The following is an 18497-nucleotide window of genomic DNA, read 5'->3' as shown; positions in this document are numbered from 1 at the left end:
GTCACCATCGCGAATGCGTTCTGTAAAAGCCATCAGAAATGGGCGGCTCCTACGACCTGACAGATACAGTTGCTAGGCCTGGCCGCACGCAGCTTTCGAATTGCCGACGTTCGTGCATCGTGCAGCATTTCCGAAGGCCGAAGAACCGCACAGCCGGACGGGGCCGCCCTATGCCGTTATCCTGCTTCATGCCGGAGGCGGCGCCCGCTCAGGTCTTCTGCCGCCAATGAGGAAAATCACTGGCCCGAGCCGGTCTGCCAGCCGCCAAAGGATCCAAATCGCTGAATACACAAAGGCGACAAGGAGTGCGAATTCAAACCACCATGGCGCCGGAAACTGGGCAGCCACCGCCAGCCCGACCAGGGTCAGCGGAAAGTGCAGCACGTAGAAAGGAAATACCGCGCGGTTCAACTCGCGCAGCAGCGGGTTTGGCCTGCTGAGATACCGCGCAGCCAATCCCAGGGCGGCAACACACCAGCACCAGGCGGTTGCCGCCTCAATCACCGAAAAGGCGGCCGTGTTCGGTGGAGACAAGCCCGCCGGGAGCCAGCCGCCGGCCGCAAGCGCCTGGCCCGCGGCGGTATCCTCCAGCAGTGCAATCGTAAGGAGCGCTGCCTTGCATACGAAAAGCAGAACCGCGCCGGTAAGAAGCCACCATGCCCGACGGCGTGCCCAGTCCAAAAAGCGGACATGATCGGTGCCGATAAGATATCCCCCTGAGAAGAACAGGAAGTAGAGGGCAAACTGGTAGTTGTCTCCGGCAAGGGCGGCTGCGTGGGGCTTCAGGACAACAACGGCCAGCGCCGACAGAAGTACCAGGATCCCCAGCAGTGAAACCGGCTGCGGCACCCATGGCCCGAGGCGCCCCCGAAAGAGGAAGACGGGCCAGCATAGCATCGTGTAGAGCGTGAGATTGACCAAGAACCAGAGGTGTTGAACCTGTTGGGGCTCCGGCCTTGTTGCCCAGTTCCACCAGAAGGCGGGAAAGGCCACGGCCTCTTCCGTCATGAGTGCGATCGCATAGCCGCCGAAGACATTGATGAAGAGGGTGCCGAATATCAGCGGCACCGCAAGCCGCAAGAACCGCCGTCCAATGAAACCTGGCCCTGCGCCCCTTGAGGTGAGAAACCAGGTACCGATACCGGCAATCATGAAAAGCGATGGAAGCCGCCAGCTGTGGCTCCAGTAGATGAACAGTGTCATGCCGTCTCCAGCCAGCCGGTCGTTTACGAATTGGTAGATGCCCGCACCCCAGTCAACAAAGCCAACGGCGGCATGGTGCGGAACCAGCAAGGCAAAGAGGATAATCCGCAGCCAGTCGAGTTCATGCCTTCTGGTCATATGAAACCTCCCGCCGGCTCCTCGGGCGGCCAGTACTCAAGACGGGTACGATAAGGCAGCGCCGCCCGGCCAATCCATCACCGTGATTAAGGTCAGCCCTTGAGCTGGCGCGGTCAATGGGTTCATGGATCCGTCCAGCTAGAGGCAGCACTTGCCGGGGTTGGCGCATCCGCCTCAGAAGCCATGCGGGGAAGCAGCACGTAGATTGCCGCCCTGGTGCTTCACACCAGCTTGTTCCAGAACAGCTGTCAGCCCGGAGCGGTCGTAGACAAGGGGTGCCGCTCCAAGAATGCTGCCGGTGCAAAATTCCATGGCTACTTTCCCGGAAGCGGACCCACGGCAGGGCCAAGCTGCCTCATGTGATGCTGCGGGTTGCACCGGGGACAGCGGTGCGCAGATAGCGCCATTTGCAAACTCGGCCGTTTGAAGCAACCAGGTGAGGCTTTCCGCTGCGGCGCGGCCCGCCGTTCCGGTCGTTCGCTGCGACTGCGAGGTTTTGCAGCCGGTGAGCTCACACGGTGCGGTCAGAGCAGCCATTGATGCCGTGCAAGTCAATGGCTGCAGTTGATCGAGCGGTCTTCAGAGGCCGGTTGAGGGCTCGAAGTCGATAAGTTCAAACGTCATCTTTCCGCTCGCATTGAATTTCTGGATGACATCGCCGTGACGTACGGCCGTCAGGCAGCGGTACCGGCCCTTGTCTGCCGCCATTGAAACGCAGACGTGGTCAGTATCAGTAATGGCGTAGGCTCCGACACCTTTCCAGCCGCCATTGGTCAGTTCGCCACTCACGACATTGCTGGGATCATAATAAAATCGAAACATCTTGTCGCCTGACCGTGCCGTCACCACATGGCCGATCAGCAGCTCAGCAATTTGGTCTGAATTGAGTCTTTCACCTCCGTTCTGCAGGGCTGCATCGAGGTCTGTCCCGGCTAATGCCGAGCCCCCCGCCAGCGCAATGGTAAAGCTCGCAACCGCTATTTTTAGAAATGTCATCCCTGTCTCCTTTCCCTTTCTCCTATGGCTCTGGGCAATGCCCTGTGAGACCCGTAGTCCAGACCGAACCAGGAAGCTTGATTGGAACATGATTTTTTCTGACATTTAGATGACAATGGCGATCAGCCATTGAGCGCCCGGAACCGCTATCGGTAAGATTTTTGCATGTATAAATTTGCGGAGTTCGAACTTGATCCCGAGCAGGGGTTATCGCGCGGCGGCGTCTTGGTAGATCTTGAACCGCAGGCGCTGCAACTGCTGCGGTTTCTTATCGAACGCCGCACAGGAATCGTCAGCAAGCAGGAACTCATAGACAAAATCTGGGGCGGCAAGGCCATCACCGATGCGGCCCTGAACACACGAATTCACTCTGTCCGGAAAGCTTTGGGTGACACGGCGTCGGCATCCCGGTTTATCAAAACGTACCCAAAACGCGGATTTCAGTTCGTCGCTGCCGTTTCCACAAAAAAAACCGGGGAAACACCCCGGAAGCATAAGCGAAAGTTGCTGAGTCTGTTTGCAGCAGCAACCGTTTTGCTTGGAATAGGCTGGTTTGCTTTCACCGGTGAGAAACCATTGCCGCTAGATACGAAAAGACCGTCGATTGCGGTTGTTCGTTTCGATGATCTAAGCGGAGAAGCCTCGGCACAGTATTTCGTGGACGGCTTAACAGACGAACTGACCAGCCACCTTTCGCGCCATCGCGATTTATTCGTGATCTCAAGCGCGACCATGCTCTCCTATGCTGACGAAACAGACACTGCTCTCGAAATCGCCCGCGATGTGGGGGTGAGTTATGTCGTCCGGGGCAGCGTCCGGCGCGCTGAAGGACGTGTGCGTGTCAGCGGGGAACTCGTCGACGTTGAGGCCAACGAGACAATCTGGGCAGAAGCATTCGAACACAAGTTGGACGACATCTTCTTCGTTCAGGAAGAAATCAGCCAAGCCATCGCGGGCAGGCTTTTGCCTGAAATCTATCAGTCAGACAATTTGCAAACGCTTGACAAACCGACCGAGGATCTTGGCGCATGGGATCTTTATTTGCGAGGACGCTTTCGGCAGTCCGTGTTTTCGCAAGACGCCCAGAACGATGCCTTGCGGCTGGCGAAAGAGGCGCTGGCCCGCGACCCCGAATTCGCAGCGGCGCATAGTTTGATGGCCCGTGCGCTTGGCACCATATTCTTCTTTCAGTGGAGCGATGCTCCACAGGAGACGCTTATTGCCGCTACAGAGGCTGCCCAGCGGGCAATTGAGTTGGACGATCAGAATGCGCAGGCGCACGCAGCCTTGGGTTACATCTACCGTTTCACCGGTGAGGCCGAGCCCGCGATTGCCAATCTTGAACGTGCGGTGATGTTAAATCCGAACGACGCGCGCATTCGCTTGGAACTGGCGCACACTTTCGATTGGTTTCGCATGCAAAGCGAAGCGTTGCCTCACATCGAGATGGCGCTGAAACTTAGCCCCCGTGATCCCATGCTCCAAAACATGTACTTCTACAAGGGGCACATCCTTTTCCATCTTGGTCAGTATGAAGACGCACTCGAAGCGGCACGCCAATTGGGCGCGGTTGCCACCAGTAACACTTGGCGGGTTTTCCATCACTTGCTGCGTGCGGCCAATCTCAACAAGCTTGGGCGGCCCGAAGAGGCGCAGAAAGCCATAGAAGCGGCACTGCTGATCAACCCGAAGCTGTCGATCACAGCCATGCAACGGCAGTTTTCGGGGTCGAAAAACCACCCTGAAAACCGCCGGATATGGCTTGCCAGTCTCCGCGATGCGGGCCTGCCTGAGTAAGCCGGTTCACCGAAGCCGACATCTGCGTCGCACGCAGCATTCGGTACTTTGGGCTCCGAGTTGACCTGCGGCGGTGCGGCAGGCGGTCTGCAGCAAGATCGCCAAGCCGTCCAGGTATCCGAAGACAGCAGGCAGCCCGAAGCGGTCATAGACATGGGGTGACGCGCCAATGATGCTGCGGATGCAAAATCTTTGGCCCATCTCACCGAAAGCGGCCACTCACCGAACCGGGCGAGCCACCGCCAATGCTGCGGACCGCATCAGGGATCTCGAAGCGCAGGAAGCGGAATTTGCTAAACCCTGCAAAGCACACCTGGTTGTCGCTCCTAGCCACCTCGAATGCCGCGGCGCAGCTTTCGCATTGCGGCCGCTCGTGCATCGCGCAGCATTTCCGAAGGTCGAGCAACGGCACTGCGGGATGAAGCCGTCACTTGCGGCAAGTGCAGTCATTTTAAACCGGAATGTCGGCAGCGCCCTATACACTTTCGCACCTGTTCAGCCGTAACAATGCGGTTCCATTCGGCTGATCCGCCAACTAAAATTCAGTATGCAGCGCATACCGCCGCCGAGGAACCAAAATGCGCATTAATGTGGGGATCGCCGTGTCACTGCTAGTGGCGTTTGCGATTGGTCTCTCGACCTTCGTCGTCCATTCGCTTTGGTGGACGACTGCACGTGAGAACAGCCGGATGCTTGCGGCTGAAATCAACAGCCAGATCGCTGACACCGTCCGGATCGAAGTTGGGCTGACCCTGCGATCTGCTGAAGCCGCCTGGGCAGCCGTGCGCACAATCTTTGTCCAGAACGTCATCGAGACGCGGCAAGCCGACAAGCGGGAGTTCGTCTTTTTGTCCCAATTGCAGGCCCAGCCCAACATTTCATGGATCATGTTTGGCTGGGAAGACGGAGACTTCTTTGCCGCCCACCGCCTGGGCGACGGCGGTTTGGAGATGATCGAAGTCGACGATGCGATCCGGGACCGGATGCTGCGCGCGGACCGCTACATCTTCATTCCTGGTGACATCCAATTCGAAGAACGCACATTCACGCCGACAACTTACGATCCGCGCACTGCCAGGTGGTACCGTGATTTCATTGGCAGCGACGGTCCGGATTGGGTCGATGCCCGGGATTTGCCGGGCATCCACAAAGACGCTTACGCGTTTGCCGGTCCGGTCGACGTGTTCCGCAGGCGGCAAGGCGTCTTGGCGGTCGTCATCGAGACGGACCGGCTGTCGCGTTTTCTAGGTACTCTGCGCCCAGGCGAATTCGGTGCGGCCTTCATTCTAGACGCTGACGGAAAGGTAATCGCCGCCCCTGACCCGAACGCAGATGAAATCACGCCTGCGCGTATGGGCGAAGGGGCGCTTTTCGAAGTTGCCAGAATAGCTGGAGAGCAGCTTCTCGGCCCATCTGCAACACGATCGGATCCGAGCGCGGCGATTAGAATCGTTAACGGCGGCGTGCCCCACGCAGTGGCGTTGACACCGCTTGGGTTCTACGGCTGGCGTGTTGCAACAGTGATCCCGGAATCGGCGTTCCTGTCTGAGATAGACCGCACCCTTGAGCGGCTCATCTACGTACTGATCGGCGCTGTGCTTGCTGCGACTGGCCTGGCCGTTTGGCTTGTGCGGCGGGTCGTCTCAACGCCACTGGCGCGTATTGTTGACGACCTGAACAAGGTCGAGCGCTTTGATGTCGAACAGGTCGCGCCCCGGAAGTCCAGGCTGACGGAGCTCGCAGACCTTTCCGCCGCAACTACCAATATGGCCGCAGGCCTTTCGGCATTTCGCAAGTACTTGCCGGCCGATCTGGTCCGGATGTTGGTGGCTGAAGGCATCAGCACCCAGCCGGGCGGCAGCATGAAGCAGATTTCGGTGCTGTTTTGCGACGTTGCCGGCTTTACCGGCCTTTCGGAGCGGCTGGGCACAAAGATCATCCCGCTGATGGAGACCTACTTCAGTGCTGCATCCGCTGCCGTTACCCGGCACAAAGGCACCATCGACAAGTTTATCGGTGATGGGTTGATGGCGTTCTGGGGAGCGCCGCGCCTTGACCAGAGCCACGCCGAAAATGCCTGCCGCGCAGCGCTTGACCTAGTCTCGGCAGTCGCCGTGACCAGTATCAAGGACGACGCAGGCGATCCGCTGCGCATCCGGCTCGGGCTGAACTCTGGCGAGGCGCTGGTCGGGAATATCGGCTCTGAACAGCGGCTCAACTATACCGCAATGGGTGATGTTGTGAACGTCGCCAGCCGGCTGGAAGGTGCGAACAAGGAATATGGCACAACGATTCTGATCGGACCGGCGACGCGGCAGGCAGCTGGCGGCAAGATTGTCGTGCGGGAATTGGACACGCTTGCAGTGTTCGGGCGGTCAGAGGGGATCGATGTTTTTGAGCTGATTGCGATGACGGATGATTTCAAAGGTTCACGCGCCTGGATCGACGCCTATGAGGATGGGCTCGCGAGGTACCGGCAAAGGGATTTTGACGCGGCCATTGAGGCCTTTGAGAAAGCGGAGGAAGCACGCGGGGGTGATCCCGCCTCTGAGGTCATGAAACGGCGTGCCGCCGCTTTTCGCGCCGCACCGCCAGCAGATGATTGGACGGGCGTCGCGATCGCCGATGCGAAGTGAGGCGCCAAGGGCAAATAGCAGGCAATCTCCGTTTTCCAAACAATTCCAGGGAAAGGGAACACCAGCCTGGTCCCGCGCCCCAGCTCTTAACATGAGCCGTACATTGAGCGTCCCGTTAGCGCCGTTTTGGACATGTTGCAGCGCGAAAGGCCGCGAGGTGGTCGACGGCAGCGGGCGCGAAGCCGCTTTGCGGCCGTGGAGCGTCGGTGGTTTCCGCCCTGGCGACCAAGTCTCGCGGCCAGGGCTTCGACCGGTGACCGCAGGCAGCCAAACTTGCCGTTCAGTTGTGACGCGCCGCTATGAATGCCGCATGTGAGTGGCTTTCCAACCATTCCAGCGAAAGCGGACCTTCAACTTGGCACGAACACTGGTGCCGAAACCGCAAACTGGACCAGGGGAAGCGAAGCGCAGATAGCAACATTTGCTAAGTCGTGAGATCTGGCGAAATGACGGATGACCTTTGCTGCATGCGCACTGGAAAGAGCTGACCTTCGTTGCACTGGGAACGTCAAACCAAGCTCGAACGGAAGGGGTGCGGGACAGTGTATGGGTAATCGGGCTGACCGGATAGCTGGGTCAGGTCAACAGAATTGCAGTGACTTCTGCTATCTGAGGAGAACAAAATGGATTACTTTGTGGGACTGGATGTGTCGCTGCGGGCGGTTGCGATTTGCGTGATTAAAGCGGAGGGCAATGCACTTCTTGAACGCTAGGCAGCGTGTGAGATCGAAGATATCACGCGGTGTTTAGTAAGATTTCCATTCTCAGGCCTGCGGATTGGCTTTGCGGCCGGCGCGATGAGCCAGCACATCTTCTTTGGACTGCAAGCCGCAGGCTTCGACGTTGTCTGCATGGCAGCACGACAAGTGAACGCCGCTCTGTCGGCGATGCGCAACAAGACCGACAAGACGGACGCTCGCGGGATCGCCCAAGTGCTGCGGTCGCGTTGGTTCAATCCAGTTCATATGAAGAGCCGGGAGGCGCATGCCGTGCGTGCGCTGCTGAGCAGCCGCAAGGCAATCCCCGGCGTGGGACCAATCTCTGCTCTGACCTTCAAAGCTGCGGTAGATGACCCCGGAGCGACGCTCCTTTGGCTGTGCAGCACATTTAACCAATGCAGCGGTTCGAACGGGCCGATGCATGCGGTTTCTAAACCGACCCTCCGTTGCTGGTTATCCACGCGATCCAGACGCCGACAACGCATGACGTATCGGCATAGGCTTGTCCTCTGTCCCAAGTGCTCAGCGTCCGGGCAGCGCACTACGGGTGATCGGCTGGAATGGAATAATCATTGACTCAATGCCAAATCACACTCATGCTGTATATCAGTACATGTGTGCCGACATGCAGAACATCTGGGAGATAGCATATGAACAAGTATTTGGCGGCTAGCGCCGTGATCGCAACTGCAATGACAGTACCGTATATGGCGTTTGCGCAAAGCGAGACTGTGAAGCAGATCCAGGAGCGCGGAACGATGCTGTGCTCGGGTCACAACGGCAGCTACTTCGGTTTCGTCGAAGTCAACGACAAGAACGAGTGGAAGGGTCTCGACATCGACCTGTGCCGCGCGCTCACCACAGCGATCCTTGGCGATCCGGACAAGAACCAGATCGTGCCGCTCAGCTGGGCGCAACGTTTTCCGGCGCTTCAATCCGGTGATGTAGACGTGATCATCAAGGCGACGGGCTGGACCATGGGCCGCGATACCGAGCTGGGCCTGCAGTTCAGCCTTCCGTATTTCTTTGGCGGCACGCAGTTCATGGCGCATGGCGATCTGGGTATTACCAAGGCGAAAGACCTTGCCGGTGGCACAATTTGCGTCGAGGCGGGCACCACCATCGAACGTCTGGCGGCGAGCTATCTCCAGACGATCAATGTCGAGCACAACATGGTGTCGTATGAAAGCGCGGCAGAGCTGCGGTCCGCATACCTCGCCAACCGCTGCGATGCCTTCGCCGGCTGGGGCCCGAACCTGGCCGTGACAAGGGCGACCGAAATTGACGATCCCGAAGCACATGTGATCCTCAGCGACCAACTGTCGAGTGAGCCGATCTCTGCCGCGATGCGTCAGGGCGACGAAGGCTTCGTCGATACAGTCAACTGGATGCTGGCAGCGCTGCTGATCGCCGAGGAAGAGGGGATTACCTCTGCCAATGTAGAAGAGATGGCTGCCAACCCGGCGAACCCACGCGTGGCGCGTCTGCTTGGTGTCGAACCTGGCATGGGCGAACGTCTGGGGATGCGTGATACATGGGCCCGCGAAATGATCGCGGCTGTCGGCAACTTTGCTGAAATCTATGATCGTAACCTCGGCGAGGACAGCCCTTACAAGCTGGACCGCGGGCTCAACAACCTGTGGAGCCACGGCGGCGTGCTTTATGCGCCGATCCTCGACTGACGATTTGATACTCGAACGGGCCGCCTCGAAAGGGGCGGCTCTTTTTCGATAGCGCAGGTAAGGGGGCGCAAGATGCCAACCGCAGACGTACTCAGGAAGAAGTCCAAGCAACGCAGGCTGATCATTCAAGGCACACTAGTTGTCCTGACCGTGCTCGCGATCTGGGGGGCTGTGTCGAACGCGCAGTACAACTTGACCCGTTTGAACATGACCAGCGGGTTTTCCTTTCTGGACCGGGGCACCGGCTGGGATTATTCGTTCTCCCTGATCGAGCGGTCGATCAATGACACCTATGCCCACACGCTTCTTATCGGTTTGCTTAACACGCTGTTTGTCGGGTTCATCTGCATCATCACCACTACTATATTCGGCTTCATCATCGGCACGATGCGCGATGCCCGTCATCCTGCGGTCAACCTTGCCGCGACCGTCTATGTTCAGATTTTCCGAAATATCCCCCTGATCCTTCAGGCGATCTTTCTGTATGCGATCCTGATCCACATGGGCGGCCCCCGCCAGGCCATGAGCCTTGGTGATGTCGCCTTCCTGTCCGGGCGCGGAGTGATGCTACCGGGGTTGAACATCAGCCCGACAGCGGCGGTGGTTCTGCTGCTCGTGTCCTTTGCGTTGGTGATTGGTTTAATCGTTGCCAAGGTCGCATTGTGGCGCGGTCTGGCGATCTGGTTTGTCGGCACGCTCGTCCTTACCCTTGCTGCGGGACATGTCTTGCGGCCCGCCGGCGAGGCGCTGTTTACGATCCCGTCGCTGCAAGGGCTTCGCTTCCAGGGCGGCATTTCGGTGCCCATCGAGCTTTTCGCTCTGATCGTGTCGATCACGCTCTACGGCACCGCCTATATCGCGGAAATTGTGCGCGGAGGGCTGTCTCAGGTGCCGCGCGGTCTGGTCGAGGCGGGACAGGCGCTTGGTCTGAGCCGGGCGTCGATCTGGTCGCGGATCAAGGTGCCCATGGCTTTGCGCAGCATTATTCCGCCGCTGGGCAACCAGTGGATCTTCATGATGAAAGCCACGACCATCGGTATCGCCATCGGCTTCAGCGATCTGTTCTACATCACGGTTAATTCCATCAGCCAGTCCGGCCAGACGCTGGAACTGATCCTGCTGCTGATGCTGACCTTTCTTGCCATCAACTATTCCATCGCGATCTTCACCAACTGGCTGAATGCGCGGCTGCAGCTGAAGGAACACTGAGATGGCCATGACTGACATCACCCCGGCCGCCGTCCTGGTCGCTCCGCCGAGCCGCTTCGAAATCGCACGCGGCCGCTTCCTGAAATATGGCTTCGGCTCGCCATTGGCGATTGCGATCTCTATCGTGGTCTTCGCGATCCTCGGGTGGATCGCCTGGAGCTTCCTCGACTGGGCCGTGTTCAATGCGGTCTGGTCGAAAGAGAATGTCGAGCAATGTGGCGAGCATGGGGCCTGCTGGTCCGTCATCGACGCGCGCCACCGGCTGATCCTGTTCGGGACATACCCGTTCGAGGAACACTGGCGGTCAACCCTGGCGGCGATTGCCATCGTGGCGACAGTGCTGCTGTCCTGTCTTCCTGCGATGTGGCAGGCACGGCGCCTCGCGATTCTGTGGATCGTTGGATTTGCGACCTACTATCTGCTGATGGAAGGCAGCCTCTTGGGTTTGCCGCAGGTCACGACGGACGGTTGGGGCGGCTTGTCCCTGACGCTCTTTCTGTTCGCGGCGGTGGTGCTTTTAGGGATGCCGATGGGGCTTGGCCTCGCGCTGATGCGCCGCTCCGAGATGCTGATCGTGAAATGGTTCGCGGTCATCATCATCGACACATTCCGCTCGCTGCCGCTGGTCACCACCCTGTTCACAGCCGCGGTCGTGCTGCCGCTGTTCCTGCCCTCCTGGCTGGAAGGCGACAAAATCTGGCGGGTGATCTTCGGTTTCGCACTGTTTTTCGCCTGCTACCAGGCCGAGGTGTTCCGCGGCGGCTTCCAGGCCATTCCGAAAGGCCAGTTCGAAGCGGGCAAGGCGCTGGGGCTTGGCTATTGGAGCATCCTCAGCCAGATCGTCCTGCCACAGGTCTTCCGCCACGCGCTGCCTAGCACGATCAACATGGTGGTGGTGACATTCAAGGAAACCGCAATCGTGACGATCATCGGCTTCTTCGACATCCTCGCCTCGGGCAAGACCGCCTTCGGCACGGCAGATTGGGCGCCGTATTATATTGAGGTCTACCTGTTCGTCGCGGCGATCTACTGGGTGTTCATCTTCTCGCTTGGGCAATACGGCGAGTACCTCAAAGGCCGCATGGCCCTGTCCGAACGATAAAGTGTGACGGGATCGGTCGAAATGGCCGATCCCTTGATTATTGCGCGCCTTGCGGAGGCAGGTCCGCTCCCGCTGACTTCTTGATCCTCGCGAAGCTTGCAAAAACAAAGAAGCCCGAAGTCATTTCCTTGTGACTTCGGGCTTCTTTCTTGCGGTGCCGGGCGCGTCCCGAGTGTCCCTAATCGAGAACGACTTCGCCTTTGGGTGTCTTCAGAACGAAGGACAGCGCTGCGTCGCCTTCACGTACTTCGGCCAGATGGTCGACCTGCAATGTCTTTAGAATGTTGCTCAGAACCTCCGGGTCAGGGTGCGATAGTCGCACTTTCTTGAGCCGCACGCCGAGGTCTTGCTGGCCTGTGCTGGGATGCGGGCCGGGGGACCATTCGATGAAGGCAGGCAATAGACTGTCCATCGGCAGGCTGCCGTCCTTCGGCACCGTCAGCCGCCAAGACCGGTCGCCCCTGGTAAACAGAACCACCTCGCCCAGATCAACCGGGCTGGCGGCGATCACACCGTCGAGGTCATCGGTCCCGACAACCCAGCACAGCGCACGCGGCCGTTCTGCCAGACGCGTTTGCGTGGCGGGATCATCCATCGTGAACCAACGGGTGCGACCGGGATCAGCGGGCGCGTCGGGATCAATTGCGAGCAGTTCGAAGAAGCTTTCGTTCCCGGCCTGCATGACGCCGTTATGGGTGCTCATGGCGTCGTGTTTGCCACCGCGCGGCACGGTCACGCCAAGCTTGGCCTCCATTTCGGCGACGCCCTGCTCCAGAGTGTCCGCGCCAATGGCGAAGTGGTCGATCTTGTTGTGCATGGTTTACTCCGATGCGGTATTGAGAAGGGGAAGTGCTGCGGCCAGATCGGCCTTCAACGTGTCGACGTCCTCCAGCCCGATGTTGAAGCGCACAAGTTGGCCCTCCTCAGTCCAGGTGCCGGCGGTACGCAGCGGTGTGACGGGCAGGACAAGGCTTTCATACCCGCCCCAGCTGACCCCGATGCCGAAATGGTGCAGGGCGTCGACAAAGCCGCGGATCTGAGCGTCAGAGCAGGGGTGGAACACCACGCTGAAAAGACCCGATGCACCGCTGAAGTCCCGTTTCCAGAAAGCGTGGCCGGGGCAGGATTCATAGGCCGGGTGCAGCATCTGTTTGACTTGCGGCTGTTCGCCAAGCCAGCCCGCCATCTCGAGCCCGGCCCGTTCGAAATGCTCCATCCGGATTTTCAGCGTGCGCAATCCGCGCAGCGCAAGGAACACTTCCTGCCCGCCGGTCTTGTCGCCCACGGCCATCACAGTTTTGCGGATGGCCATCGCGTGCTCGGCGGTGCTTGCGATCATGCCCATCATGCAATCCGAGTGACCGCTGAGGTATTTCGACATCGAGGCCACCACCACATCGACACCAAGCGTCAGCGGCTGGCAAAAGATCGGCGTCGCCCATGTGCCGTCAAGGATCGATGGCACGCCGGCCGCCCGCGCCGCACCGGCGATGGCAGGAATGTCAGGCACTTCAAACGTGCCGGAGCCGGGCGCCTCGAACATGACGGCGAAGGTGGTGTCGCGGATCAACCCGGCGATATCCGCACCGATCATCGGGTCGAAATAGGTGATCTCGACACCCATCCGGGCCAGAACGCTGTCGCAGAAGTTGCGGGTGTTGCCGTAGATGTGGTCAGCCACCAGAATGTGGCCACCGGGGCGCGCAAAAGTCAGAAGCGTCAGCGAAACAGCAGCGACTCCGGAGGATGTCAGGGTCACGCCCTCGGCATGTTCCAGCTTCGCCAGCAAGTCTTCAAGCTGGAAGACGGCCGCATTGCCGTAGCGCCCGTAATAGAGCGTGCCGCTGTCATACCGGGCGTCACGCGCGGCCTCGAACGCGGCCAGTGTGTCGAATACCATGGTAGAGCCCAGTTCGACCGGCATATTGACGTGGCGCCCCTCGTTGCGGGCAGGGCGCCCCAGGCTGACCAGGGCATCGGCAATGTGGGGTTCGGAAGAGGGCATGTGCATCTCGCATAAATTGACTTTTAGAGGATGACAAAACAGATTGCTTGTGTCAATATAAAGAATACATGTTTCACATGTCGGCACAAAGGTAGGCGCATGAGCAATCACCACAAGAAAATAACCGCGAGCCATTGGGGCGTCGGGTTGGCGACCATCGAGGATGGCCGGATCGTCGCGGTGGAGGGCCATCCCGATGACCCTGCGGCCTCGCCCATCAATGCCAACATTCCCGGCAGCCTGCATGGCAACGCCCGCGTGTGCCGCCCGGCCATTCGCAAGAGCTGGCTCAATGGGACGCCCGGCGCAGTGCCGCGCGGACAGGACAGCTTTGTCGAGGTCAGCTGGGACCGCGCGCTCGATCTGATTGCTAAAGAGGTGACCCGCGTGTGTGAGACTCACGGCAACACCGGGATTTTCGCGGGTTCCTATGGCTGGTCCAGTGCCGGACGGTTCCATCACGCACAAAGCCAGTTGAAGCGCTTCCTCAACACCATCGGCGGCTTCGTGCGCTCCGAAGGAAACTACAGCTACAACACCGCGCTCGGGTTGATGCCGCATATCGTCGGTCCGTTTCGCACCCACGTAGCACAGGCGACGCGCTGGTCCGTTGTCGCGAAGAATACCGACCTGGTGGTGCTGTTCGGCGGCTTGGCTCTGCGCAACACGCAAGTGAGCGACGGCGGCGTCACCAGACACCGGGCAACCGGCACCATGCTGGCATGCGCCGAAGCGGGCGTCGACTTTGTCAATATCAGCCCGCTCAGGAGCGATGCGCTCGAAGCCCTGGAAGCCGAGTGGATCGCGGCCCGCCCCGGAAGCGACACGGCGCTGATGATGGGATTGGCACATACGGTGCTCACGGAAGGGCTGCACGATCTTGACTTCCTGCAGAAATATACCGTCGGGTTCGACAAGATCGACGCCTACCTGCGCGGCACCACCGATGGCACGCCCAAGGATGCGGATTGGGCCGCGGACCTGACCGGCGTGGAGGCGGATGCGATCCGCGCTCTTGCACGCCGCATGGCTGCTGGCCGGACAATGATCAGCGTGGCCGCAGGTGTTCAGCGCGGCGATTACGGCGAACAGCCGATGTGGATGGCCGTGACCCTTGCCGCCATGCTGGGCCAGATCGGCCTGCCGGGCGGGGGCTATACCGTCGGTTACGGAGTGAACGCCAATATCGGCAATATCGAGCGGCTGTTTCGCTGGGGAACGTTGCCGCAGGGCCAGAACCCGGTGCGCGATTATATTCCCGTCGCGATGATTTCCGAAATGCTCCTGAACCCGGGCGGCACCTACAGCTATCAAGGTCAGAAACGGACCTTCCCCGATGCCCGGCTGGTCTGGTGGGCCGGGGGCAACCCGTTCCACCATCATCAGGATCTGAACCGGCTGCACGCGGCTTTCCAGCGGCCGGAAACCATCATCGTGAACGAGGTGAACTGGACCGCAACCGCGCGCCACGCCGATATCGTCCTGCCGGTGGCCGCAGCGCAGGAACGCACGGATTTCGGCGCCGGCAAATCCGATAGCGGATTGGTCCCGATGCCACAGCTTGTCGCTCCGGTCGGGGAGGCTCGGGTCGAATACGACATCTATGCCGATCTTGCCGCGCGGCTGGGCACGGCGCAGGCGTTTACCGAGGGCAAGTCTTCCGAGGAATGGCTGCGTGAGATCTGGGACGCGACCTGTGCGCGCGGGCGGGAAGCCGGGTGCGACCTGCCGGACTGGGACGAGTTCATCGTCGGCGATGTCATCCACTTGCCGGATCCGAGCCCGGATCAGGTGTTCCTGGCGGACTATCGCGCAGATCCCGTAGCGCATGCCTTACCCACGCCAAGCGGGCGGGTCGAGATTTTCTCAGAGACCATCGCCGGTTTCGACCTGCCGGATTGCAAAGGCCACCCGACATGGTTTCCGCCGCGCGATCAAGCGGAAGGAAAAGCTCGCGATTTTCCGCTGTTTCTGTTGTCCGGCCAACCCAAGACACGGCTGCACAGCCAGCTCGACAACGGCGCCTACTCCATGAGCCTGAAGGTCGCCGGGCGCGAACCGGTGCTGATCCATCCGGAAGATGCACGCCAGCGCGGCATTTCCGGTGGCGATGTGGTGGAAATGTACAACGAACGCGGCCGCTGCCTTGCCGGGGCGCGGGTTACGGACGAGATCCAGAAGGGCTGCGTGTTCCTCTGGACCGGGGCCTGGTACGACCCGGACTTTTCTGCGCCGCAAGCCCGCGATCGCCACGGCAACCCCAATGTCCTGACGCACGATCTGCGTACATCCGAACTGACGCAAAGCCCAGCGGCTCATTCGGCTCTGGTAGAGATCAAACGCTTTGAGGGGGCACCGCCACCGGTCGAGGCGCATGACCCACCGACTTTCGCACCTGAACTGTAACTGATACCAAGGGATAAAATGATCGGGAACAGTATGAATTCAGAGGCGCCGAGCGAACCGAAGGTCGATTCTACCTTGTCAAAAGGGCTGACCATTCTGGAAAACCTTGCCGGATCCCTGCAGGGCAAGGGTGTGACCGAGTTGTCGAAAGAATTGGGCCTGACCAAGTCCAACACCTTCCGGCTTTTGCAGACATTGGTGACGCTGGGCTATGTGCAGCACCTGCCCGACAAGACCTATGCCGCGACGCTGAAAACGTGGCGTGTTGGGCGCGCCTCGGTCGAAAACCTGAATCTGCGGGACCTTGCCGCGCCCGAACTGACCTTCCTTTCGCAAGAGACTGGCGAGGCTATTTATCTGGCGGTGCGGGAAAATCTTTCAGTGGTCTACATCGACAAGGTCGACAGTCAGAAACCGATCCGGTCGTGGAATGCCATTGGCGGAACCGCGCCGCTGCATTGTGTCGGGACCGGAAAGGCCATATTGGCCGCGGATTATGACAGGTTGCGCGACAAGATCAGCGGGGCGCTGACCCAACATACTGACAGAACGCTGACAGACCTCGCCGCGCTTGAGGCTGATATCAAAACGACGCTTGCACGCGGCTATGCCTATGACACCGGCGAGTTTCGCGACCGCATTCTGAGCTTCGGCGCAGCGATCACACTGCCAAGCGGTGAACCGGTCGCCGCCCTTGGTATTTCCCTGCCCGACATCAACCTGCCCGATGGGGGTATGGACAGATATGGCGGGCTTGTGTCGCACGCGGCCCGCTCCGTCTCTGCGAAGCTGGGCCGCGGCTGACTTACTTACTCTTTTTCTCAGGAAATTCGATTGGGCCGCCGTGCTTTTCCCATGTGGAAAAGCCCTCTTTCAGGTGCGCGGCGTCGAATCCCATGTCCTGCAGCGTCGCCGTGGTGATTGCCGAGCGCCAGCCCGAGGCGCAGTGAAAGACGAATTTCTTGTCTTCCTGCGCGAAGATGTCCTTGAAATAGGGGCTGTCCGGGTCAACCCAGAATTCGATCATCCCGCGGGGCGCGTGAAAGCTTCCAGGGATATACCCGCTGCGCTGGCGTTCGCGCACGTCGCGGATATCGACCACCACGACACTTGGATCGTCCAGCATGGAAATGAGATCCGTGGATTCGATCTCTTCAATACGGGCGCGTGCGTTTTCCACCATCTTGGCAGAGGACATCTTGAGCGGTTTCATGGGCTCTCCTGTGTTGATATATAGAACGGTCTTTTCGTATATTGACACGCATTCCTGAGTCGTGCAACCTTTCAGGCGAAGCTGTCGCAGCTACTCGTACTGGAGACACCCCACATGACCGCATCCAAAGCCATTTCGTTATGGGACGCCTCGGCCCTTGAATCCGACTATTCGGCGCCGCTCGATTCAGATGGGCGGGTCGACGTTGCCATTGTCGGCGGTGGGTTCACCGGCCTTTCGACGGCATTGCATTGCACAGAAAAGGGCCTGTCGGCCCATGTCATCGAAGCCGAGCAAATCGGCTTTGGCGGATCCGGGCGCAATGTCGGGTTGGTCAATGCGGCTCTTTGGATGCCGCCGCGCATGGTGCGCGAGGCGCTTGGCCCAACCTATGGACCGCGCTTCATCAAGAAGTTCGGCCAGGGGCCAGAGCTTGTATTTTCGCTGATCGAAAAGCATCAGATCCGCTGTGAAGTGACGCGGACAGGCACGATCCACGCGGCCCACGGGCCAAGTGGGTTCGCCGACCTTCAGGATCGCCACGCGGAATGGCAGCGTCTTGGTGAACCCGTGGACCTGCTCAGCCGCGACGAAGTCTCCGAATTGATCGGTACAAGGCATTTCCACGGCGGTCTGGTCGACCACAGGTGCGGCACGATCAATCCGATGGGCTATTGCCGGGGACTGGCGCGCGCGGCTCTGGCTGCGGGGGCAAAAATCAGCACCGGCGTGCGGGCGACCCGGCTGCACCGTGAGGGCGATCTGTGGAAGGTGGAAACCGACAACGGCACGCTGACGGCCAAATCCGTGGTGCTGGGCACCAATGCCTATACCGACGATCTTTGGCCCGGTCTCAATCGCACATTCACCAGGATCCATTATTTCCAGCTGGCGACGAAACCGCTCGGGCCGGAGGCCAGCTATATCCTGCCGGGCCGTCAGGGCGTCTGGGACACCGGGCAGATCATGTTCGACGTGCGCCGCGACGCCTTTGACCGGTTGCTGATCGGCTCGATGGGCAAAGTGGTCGGCACCAAGGATCGCGGTTTGTCACACCGCTGGGCAAAAAAGCAGATCGCACGGATTTTCCCGGACCTTGGCCCAGTCGAGTTCGACGAGGCGTGGCACGGCCAGATTGCGATGACCCCGGATCATCTTCCGCGCATCCACCAGCTTGAGGCGAACCTCTACACGCCGATTGGCTACAACGGCCGTGGCATCACCACCGGTACTATTTTTGGCGAGGCGATGGCGGGGCTTCTGACCGGCATGGACTCTGCCGATCTGCCCTTGCCGATGACCGACCTTGCGACGGTTCCCTCGGCCCCCATCATGTCGCGGCTCTATCAGTCCGCGTTTACCGCCAACCAGATATTCAAGGCGATCTGACT

General features: G+C 59.7%; 15 protein-coding genes. 9 read left to right on the top strand and 6 right to left on the bottom strand.

Annotation, left to right across the window (positions count from 1 at the left end; translation table 11 throughout):
- Nucleotides 1-186 precede the first annotated feature (186 nt).
- The 3 genes from AQUI_RS0100730 to AQUI_RS0100720 form a co-directional block, all read right to left on the bottom strand.
- Nucleotides 187-1341 carry an acyltransferase family protein gene (locus tag AQUI_RS0100730; protein WP_027255835.1) on the bottom strand — a complete coding sequence of 385 codons (1155 nt, stop codon included), beginning with the start codon at nucleotides 1339-1341 and terminating at the stop codon, nucleotides 187-189.
- A 174-nt stretch (nucleotides 1342-1515) separates the two neighbouring features.
- Nucleotides 1516-1653 (bottom strand): hypothetical protein, encoded by a 138-nt coding sequence (locus tag AQUI_RS30485; protein ID WP_156916732.1) that lies wholly within the window; start codon nucleotides 1651-1653, stop codon nucleotides 1516-1518.
- Between the two features lie 267 nt (nucleotides 1654-1920).
- Nucleotides 1921-2337: a hypothetical protein gene (locus tag AQUI_RS0100720; protein ID WP_027255834.1), complete on the bottom strand. Its 417-nt coding sequence runs from the start codon at nucleotides 2335-2337 to the stop codon at nucleotides 1921-1923.
- A 165-nt stretch (nucleotides 2338-2502) separates the two neighbouring features.
- Between AQUI_RS0100720 and AQUI_RS0100715 the strand changes: the two genes are divergently transcribed.
- From AQUI_RS0100715 to AQUI_RS0100685, 6 genes are all read left to right on the top strand, one after another.
- On the top strand, nucleotides 2503-4134 hold the full coding sequence (locus AQUI_RS0100715) for a winged helix-turn-helix domain-containing tetratricopeptide repeat protein (protein WP_027255833.1): 1632 nt from the start codon (nucleotides 2503-2505) through the stop codon (nucleotides 4132-4134).
- A gap of 578 nt (nucleotides 4135-4712) precedes the next feature.
- Nucleotides 4713-6770, top strand: coding sequence for an adenylate/guanylate cyclase domain-containing protein (locus AQUI_RS0100705; RefSeq protein WP_027255832.1), 2058 nt, complete (start codon nucleotides 4713-4715; stop codon nucleotides 6768-6770).
- Between the two features lie 797 nt (nucleotides 6771-7567).
- Nucleotides 7568-8065 (top strand): IS110 family transposase, encoded by a 498-nt coding sequence (locus AQUI_RS31655; protein WP_342665569.1) that lies wholly within the window; start codon nucleotides 7568-7570, stop codon nucleotides 8063-8065.
- A 74-nt stretch (nucleotides 8066-8139) separates the two neighbouring features.
- The gene (locus AQUI_RS0100695) at nucleotides 8140-9171 is read left to right on the top strand and encodes an amino acid ABC transporter substrate-binding protein (protein ID WP_027255831.1); all 1032 of its coding nucleotides are present in this window, start codon (nucleotides 8140-8142) and stop codon (nucleotides 9169-9171) included.
- 72 nt (nucleotides 9172-9243) lie between these two features.
- Nucleotides 9244-10380, top strand: coding sequence for an ABC transporter permease subunit (locus AQUI_RS0100690; RefSeq protein WP_027255830.1), 1137 nt, complete (start codon nucleotides 9244-9246; stop codon nucleotides 10378-10380).
- A gap of 7 nt (nucleotides 10381-10387) precedes the next feature.
- Nucleotides 10388-11482, top strand: coding sequence for an amino acid ABC transporter permease (locus AQUI_RS0100685; protein WP_035919466.1), 1095 nt, complete (start codon nucleotides 10388-10390; stop codon nucleotides 11480-11482).
- A gap of 178 nt (nucleotides 11483-11660) precedes the next feature.
- Here the strand turns inward: AQUI_RS0100685 and AQUI_RS0100680 are convergent, their stop codons facing one another.
- Nucleotides 11661-12299: a VOC family protein gene (locus tag AQUI_RS0100680; RefSeq protein ID WP_027255828.1), complete on the bottom strand. Its 639-nt coding sequence runs from the start codon at nucleotides 12297-12299 to the stop codon at nucleotides 11661-11663.
- A gap of 3 nt (nucleotides 12300-12302) precedes the next feature.
- Nucleotides 12303-13487 (bottom strand): cystathionine beta-lyase, encoded by a 1185-nt coding sequence (gene metC / locus AQUI_RS0100675; RefSeq protein WP_027255827.1) that lies wholly within the window; start codon nucleotides 13485-13487, stop codon nucleotides 12303-12305.
- 99 nt (nucleotides 13488-13586) lie between these two features.
- Here metC and AQUI_RS0100670 point away from each other — a divergent pair, with 99 nt between their 5' ends.
- Both AQUI_RS0100670 and AQUI_RS0100665 read left to right on the top strand, forming a co-directional pair.
- Nucleotides 13587-15893: a molybdopterin-dependent oxidoreductase gene (locus AQUI_RS0100670; RefSeq protein WP_027255826.1), complete on the top strand. Its 2307-nt coding sequence runs from the start codon at nucleotides 13587-13589 to the stop codon at nucleotides 15891-15893.
- A gap of 18 nt (nucleotides 15894-15911) precedes the next feature.
- Complete coding sequence (locus AQUI_RS0100665) at nucleotides 15912-16697, top strand: IclR family transcriptional regulator (RefSeq protein ID WP_051371714.1); 786 nt, start codon at nucleotides 15912-15914, stop codon at nucleotides 16695-16697.
- Between the two features lies 1 nt (nucleotide 16698).
- On the opposite strand, the gene AQUI_RS0100660 is transcribed toward AQUI_RS0100665, so the two are convergent.
- Entirely contained in the window at nucleotides 16699-17106 is a 408-nt protein-coding gene (locus tag AQUI_RS0100660) for a rhodanese-like domain-containing protein (protein WP_027255824.1), read from the bottom strand.
- 114 nt (nucleotides 17107-17220) lie between these two features.
- Between AQUI_RS0100660 and AQUI_RS0100655 the strand changes: the two genes are divergently transcribed.
- Nucleotides 17221-18495, top strand: coding sequence for an NAD(P)/FAD-dependent oxidoreductase (locus AQUI_RS0100655; protein WP_035919408.1), 1275 nt, complete (start codon nucleotides 17221-17223; stop codon nucleotides 18493-18495).
- Nucleotides 18496-18497 lie beyond the last annotated feature (2 nt).

The sequence above is a fragment of the Leisingera aquimarina DSM 24565 genome (assembly GCF_000473165.1).
Classification (GTDB): Bacteria; Pseudomonadota; Alphaproteobacteria; order Rhodobacterales; family Rhodobacteraceae; genus Leisingera; species Leisingera aquimarina.
Note: the sequence above shows the minus strand (reverse complement) of the source record. Positions and strands in the feature narration are given on the sequence as shown.

Bases quoted from the DNA above. Each gene is read 5' to 3' on its own strand.
- AQUI_RS0100730 (WP_027255835.1), bottom strand. From the start codon at position 1,341: ATGACCAGAAGGCATGAACTCGACTGGCTGCGGATTATCCTCTTTGCC.
- AQUI_RS30485 (WP_156916732.1), bottom strand. From the start codon at position 1,653: ATGGAATTTTGCACCGGCAGCATTCTTGGAGCGGCACCCCTTGTCTAC.
- AQUI_RS0100720 (WP_027255834.1), bottom strand. From the start codon at position 2,337: ATGACATTTCTAAAAATAGCGGTTGCGAGCTTTACCATTGCGCTGGCG.
- AQUI_RS0100715 (WP_027255833.1), top strand. From the start codon at position 2,503: ATGTATAAATTTGCGGAGTTCGAACTTGATCCCGAGCAGGGGTTATCG.
- AQUI_RS0100705 (WP_027255832.1), top strand. From the start codon at position 4,713: ATGCGCATTAATGTGGGGATCGCCGTGTCACTGCTAGTGGCGTTTGCG.
- AQUI_RS31655 (WP_342665569.1), top strand. From the start codon at position 7,568: ATGAGCCAGCACATCTTCTTTGGACTGCAAGCCGCAGGCTTCGACGTT.
- AQUI_RS0100695 (WP_027255831.1), top strand. From the start codon at position 8,140: ATGAACAAGTATTTGGCGGCTAGCGCCGTGATCGCAACTGCAATGACA.
- AQUI_RS0100690 (WP_027255830.1), top strand. From the start codon at position 9,244: ATGCCAACCGCAGACGTACTCAGGAAGAAGTCCAAGCAACGCAGGCTG.
- AQUI_RS0100685 (WP_035919466.1), top strand. From the start codon at position 10,388: ATGACTGACATCACCCCGGCCGCCGTCCTGGTCGCTCCGCCGAGCCGC.
- AQUI_RS0100680 (WP_027255828.1), bottom strand. From the start codon at position 12,299: ATGCACAACAAGATCGACCACTTCGCCATTGGCGCGGACACTCTGGAG.
- metC (WP_027255827.1), bottom strand. From the start codon at position 13,487: ATGCCCTCTTCCGAACCCCACATTGCCGATGCCCTGGTCAGCCTGGGG.
- AQUI_RS0100670 (WP_027255826.1), top strand. From the start codon at position 13,587: ATGAGCAATCACCACAAGAAAATAACCGCGAGCCATTGGGGCGTCGGG.
- AQUI_RS0100665 (WP_051371714.1), top strand. From the start codon at position 15,912: ATGATCGGGAACAGTATGAATTCAGAGGCGCCGAGCGAACCGAAGGTC.
- AQUI_RS0100660 (WP_027255824.1), bottom strand. From the start codon at position 17,106: ATGAAACCGCTCAAGATGTCCTCTGCCAAGATGGTGGAAAACGCACGC.
- AQUI_RS0100655 (WP_035919408.1), top strand. From the start codon at position 17,221: ATGACCGCATCCAAAGCCATTTCGTTATGGGACGCCTCGGCCCTTGAA.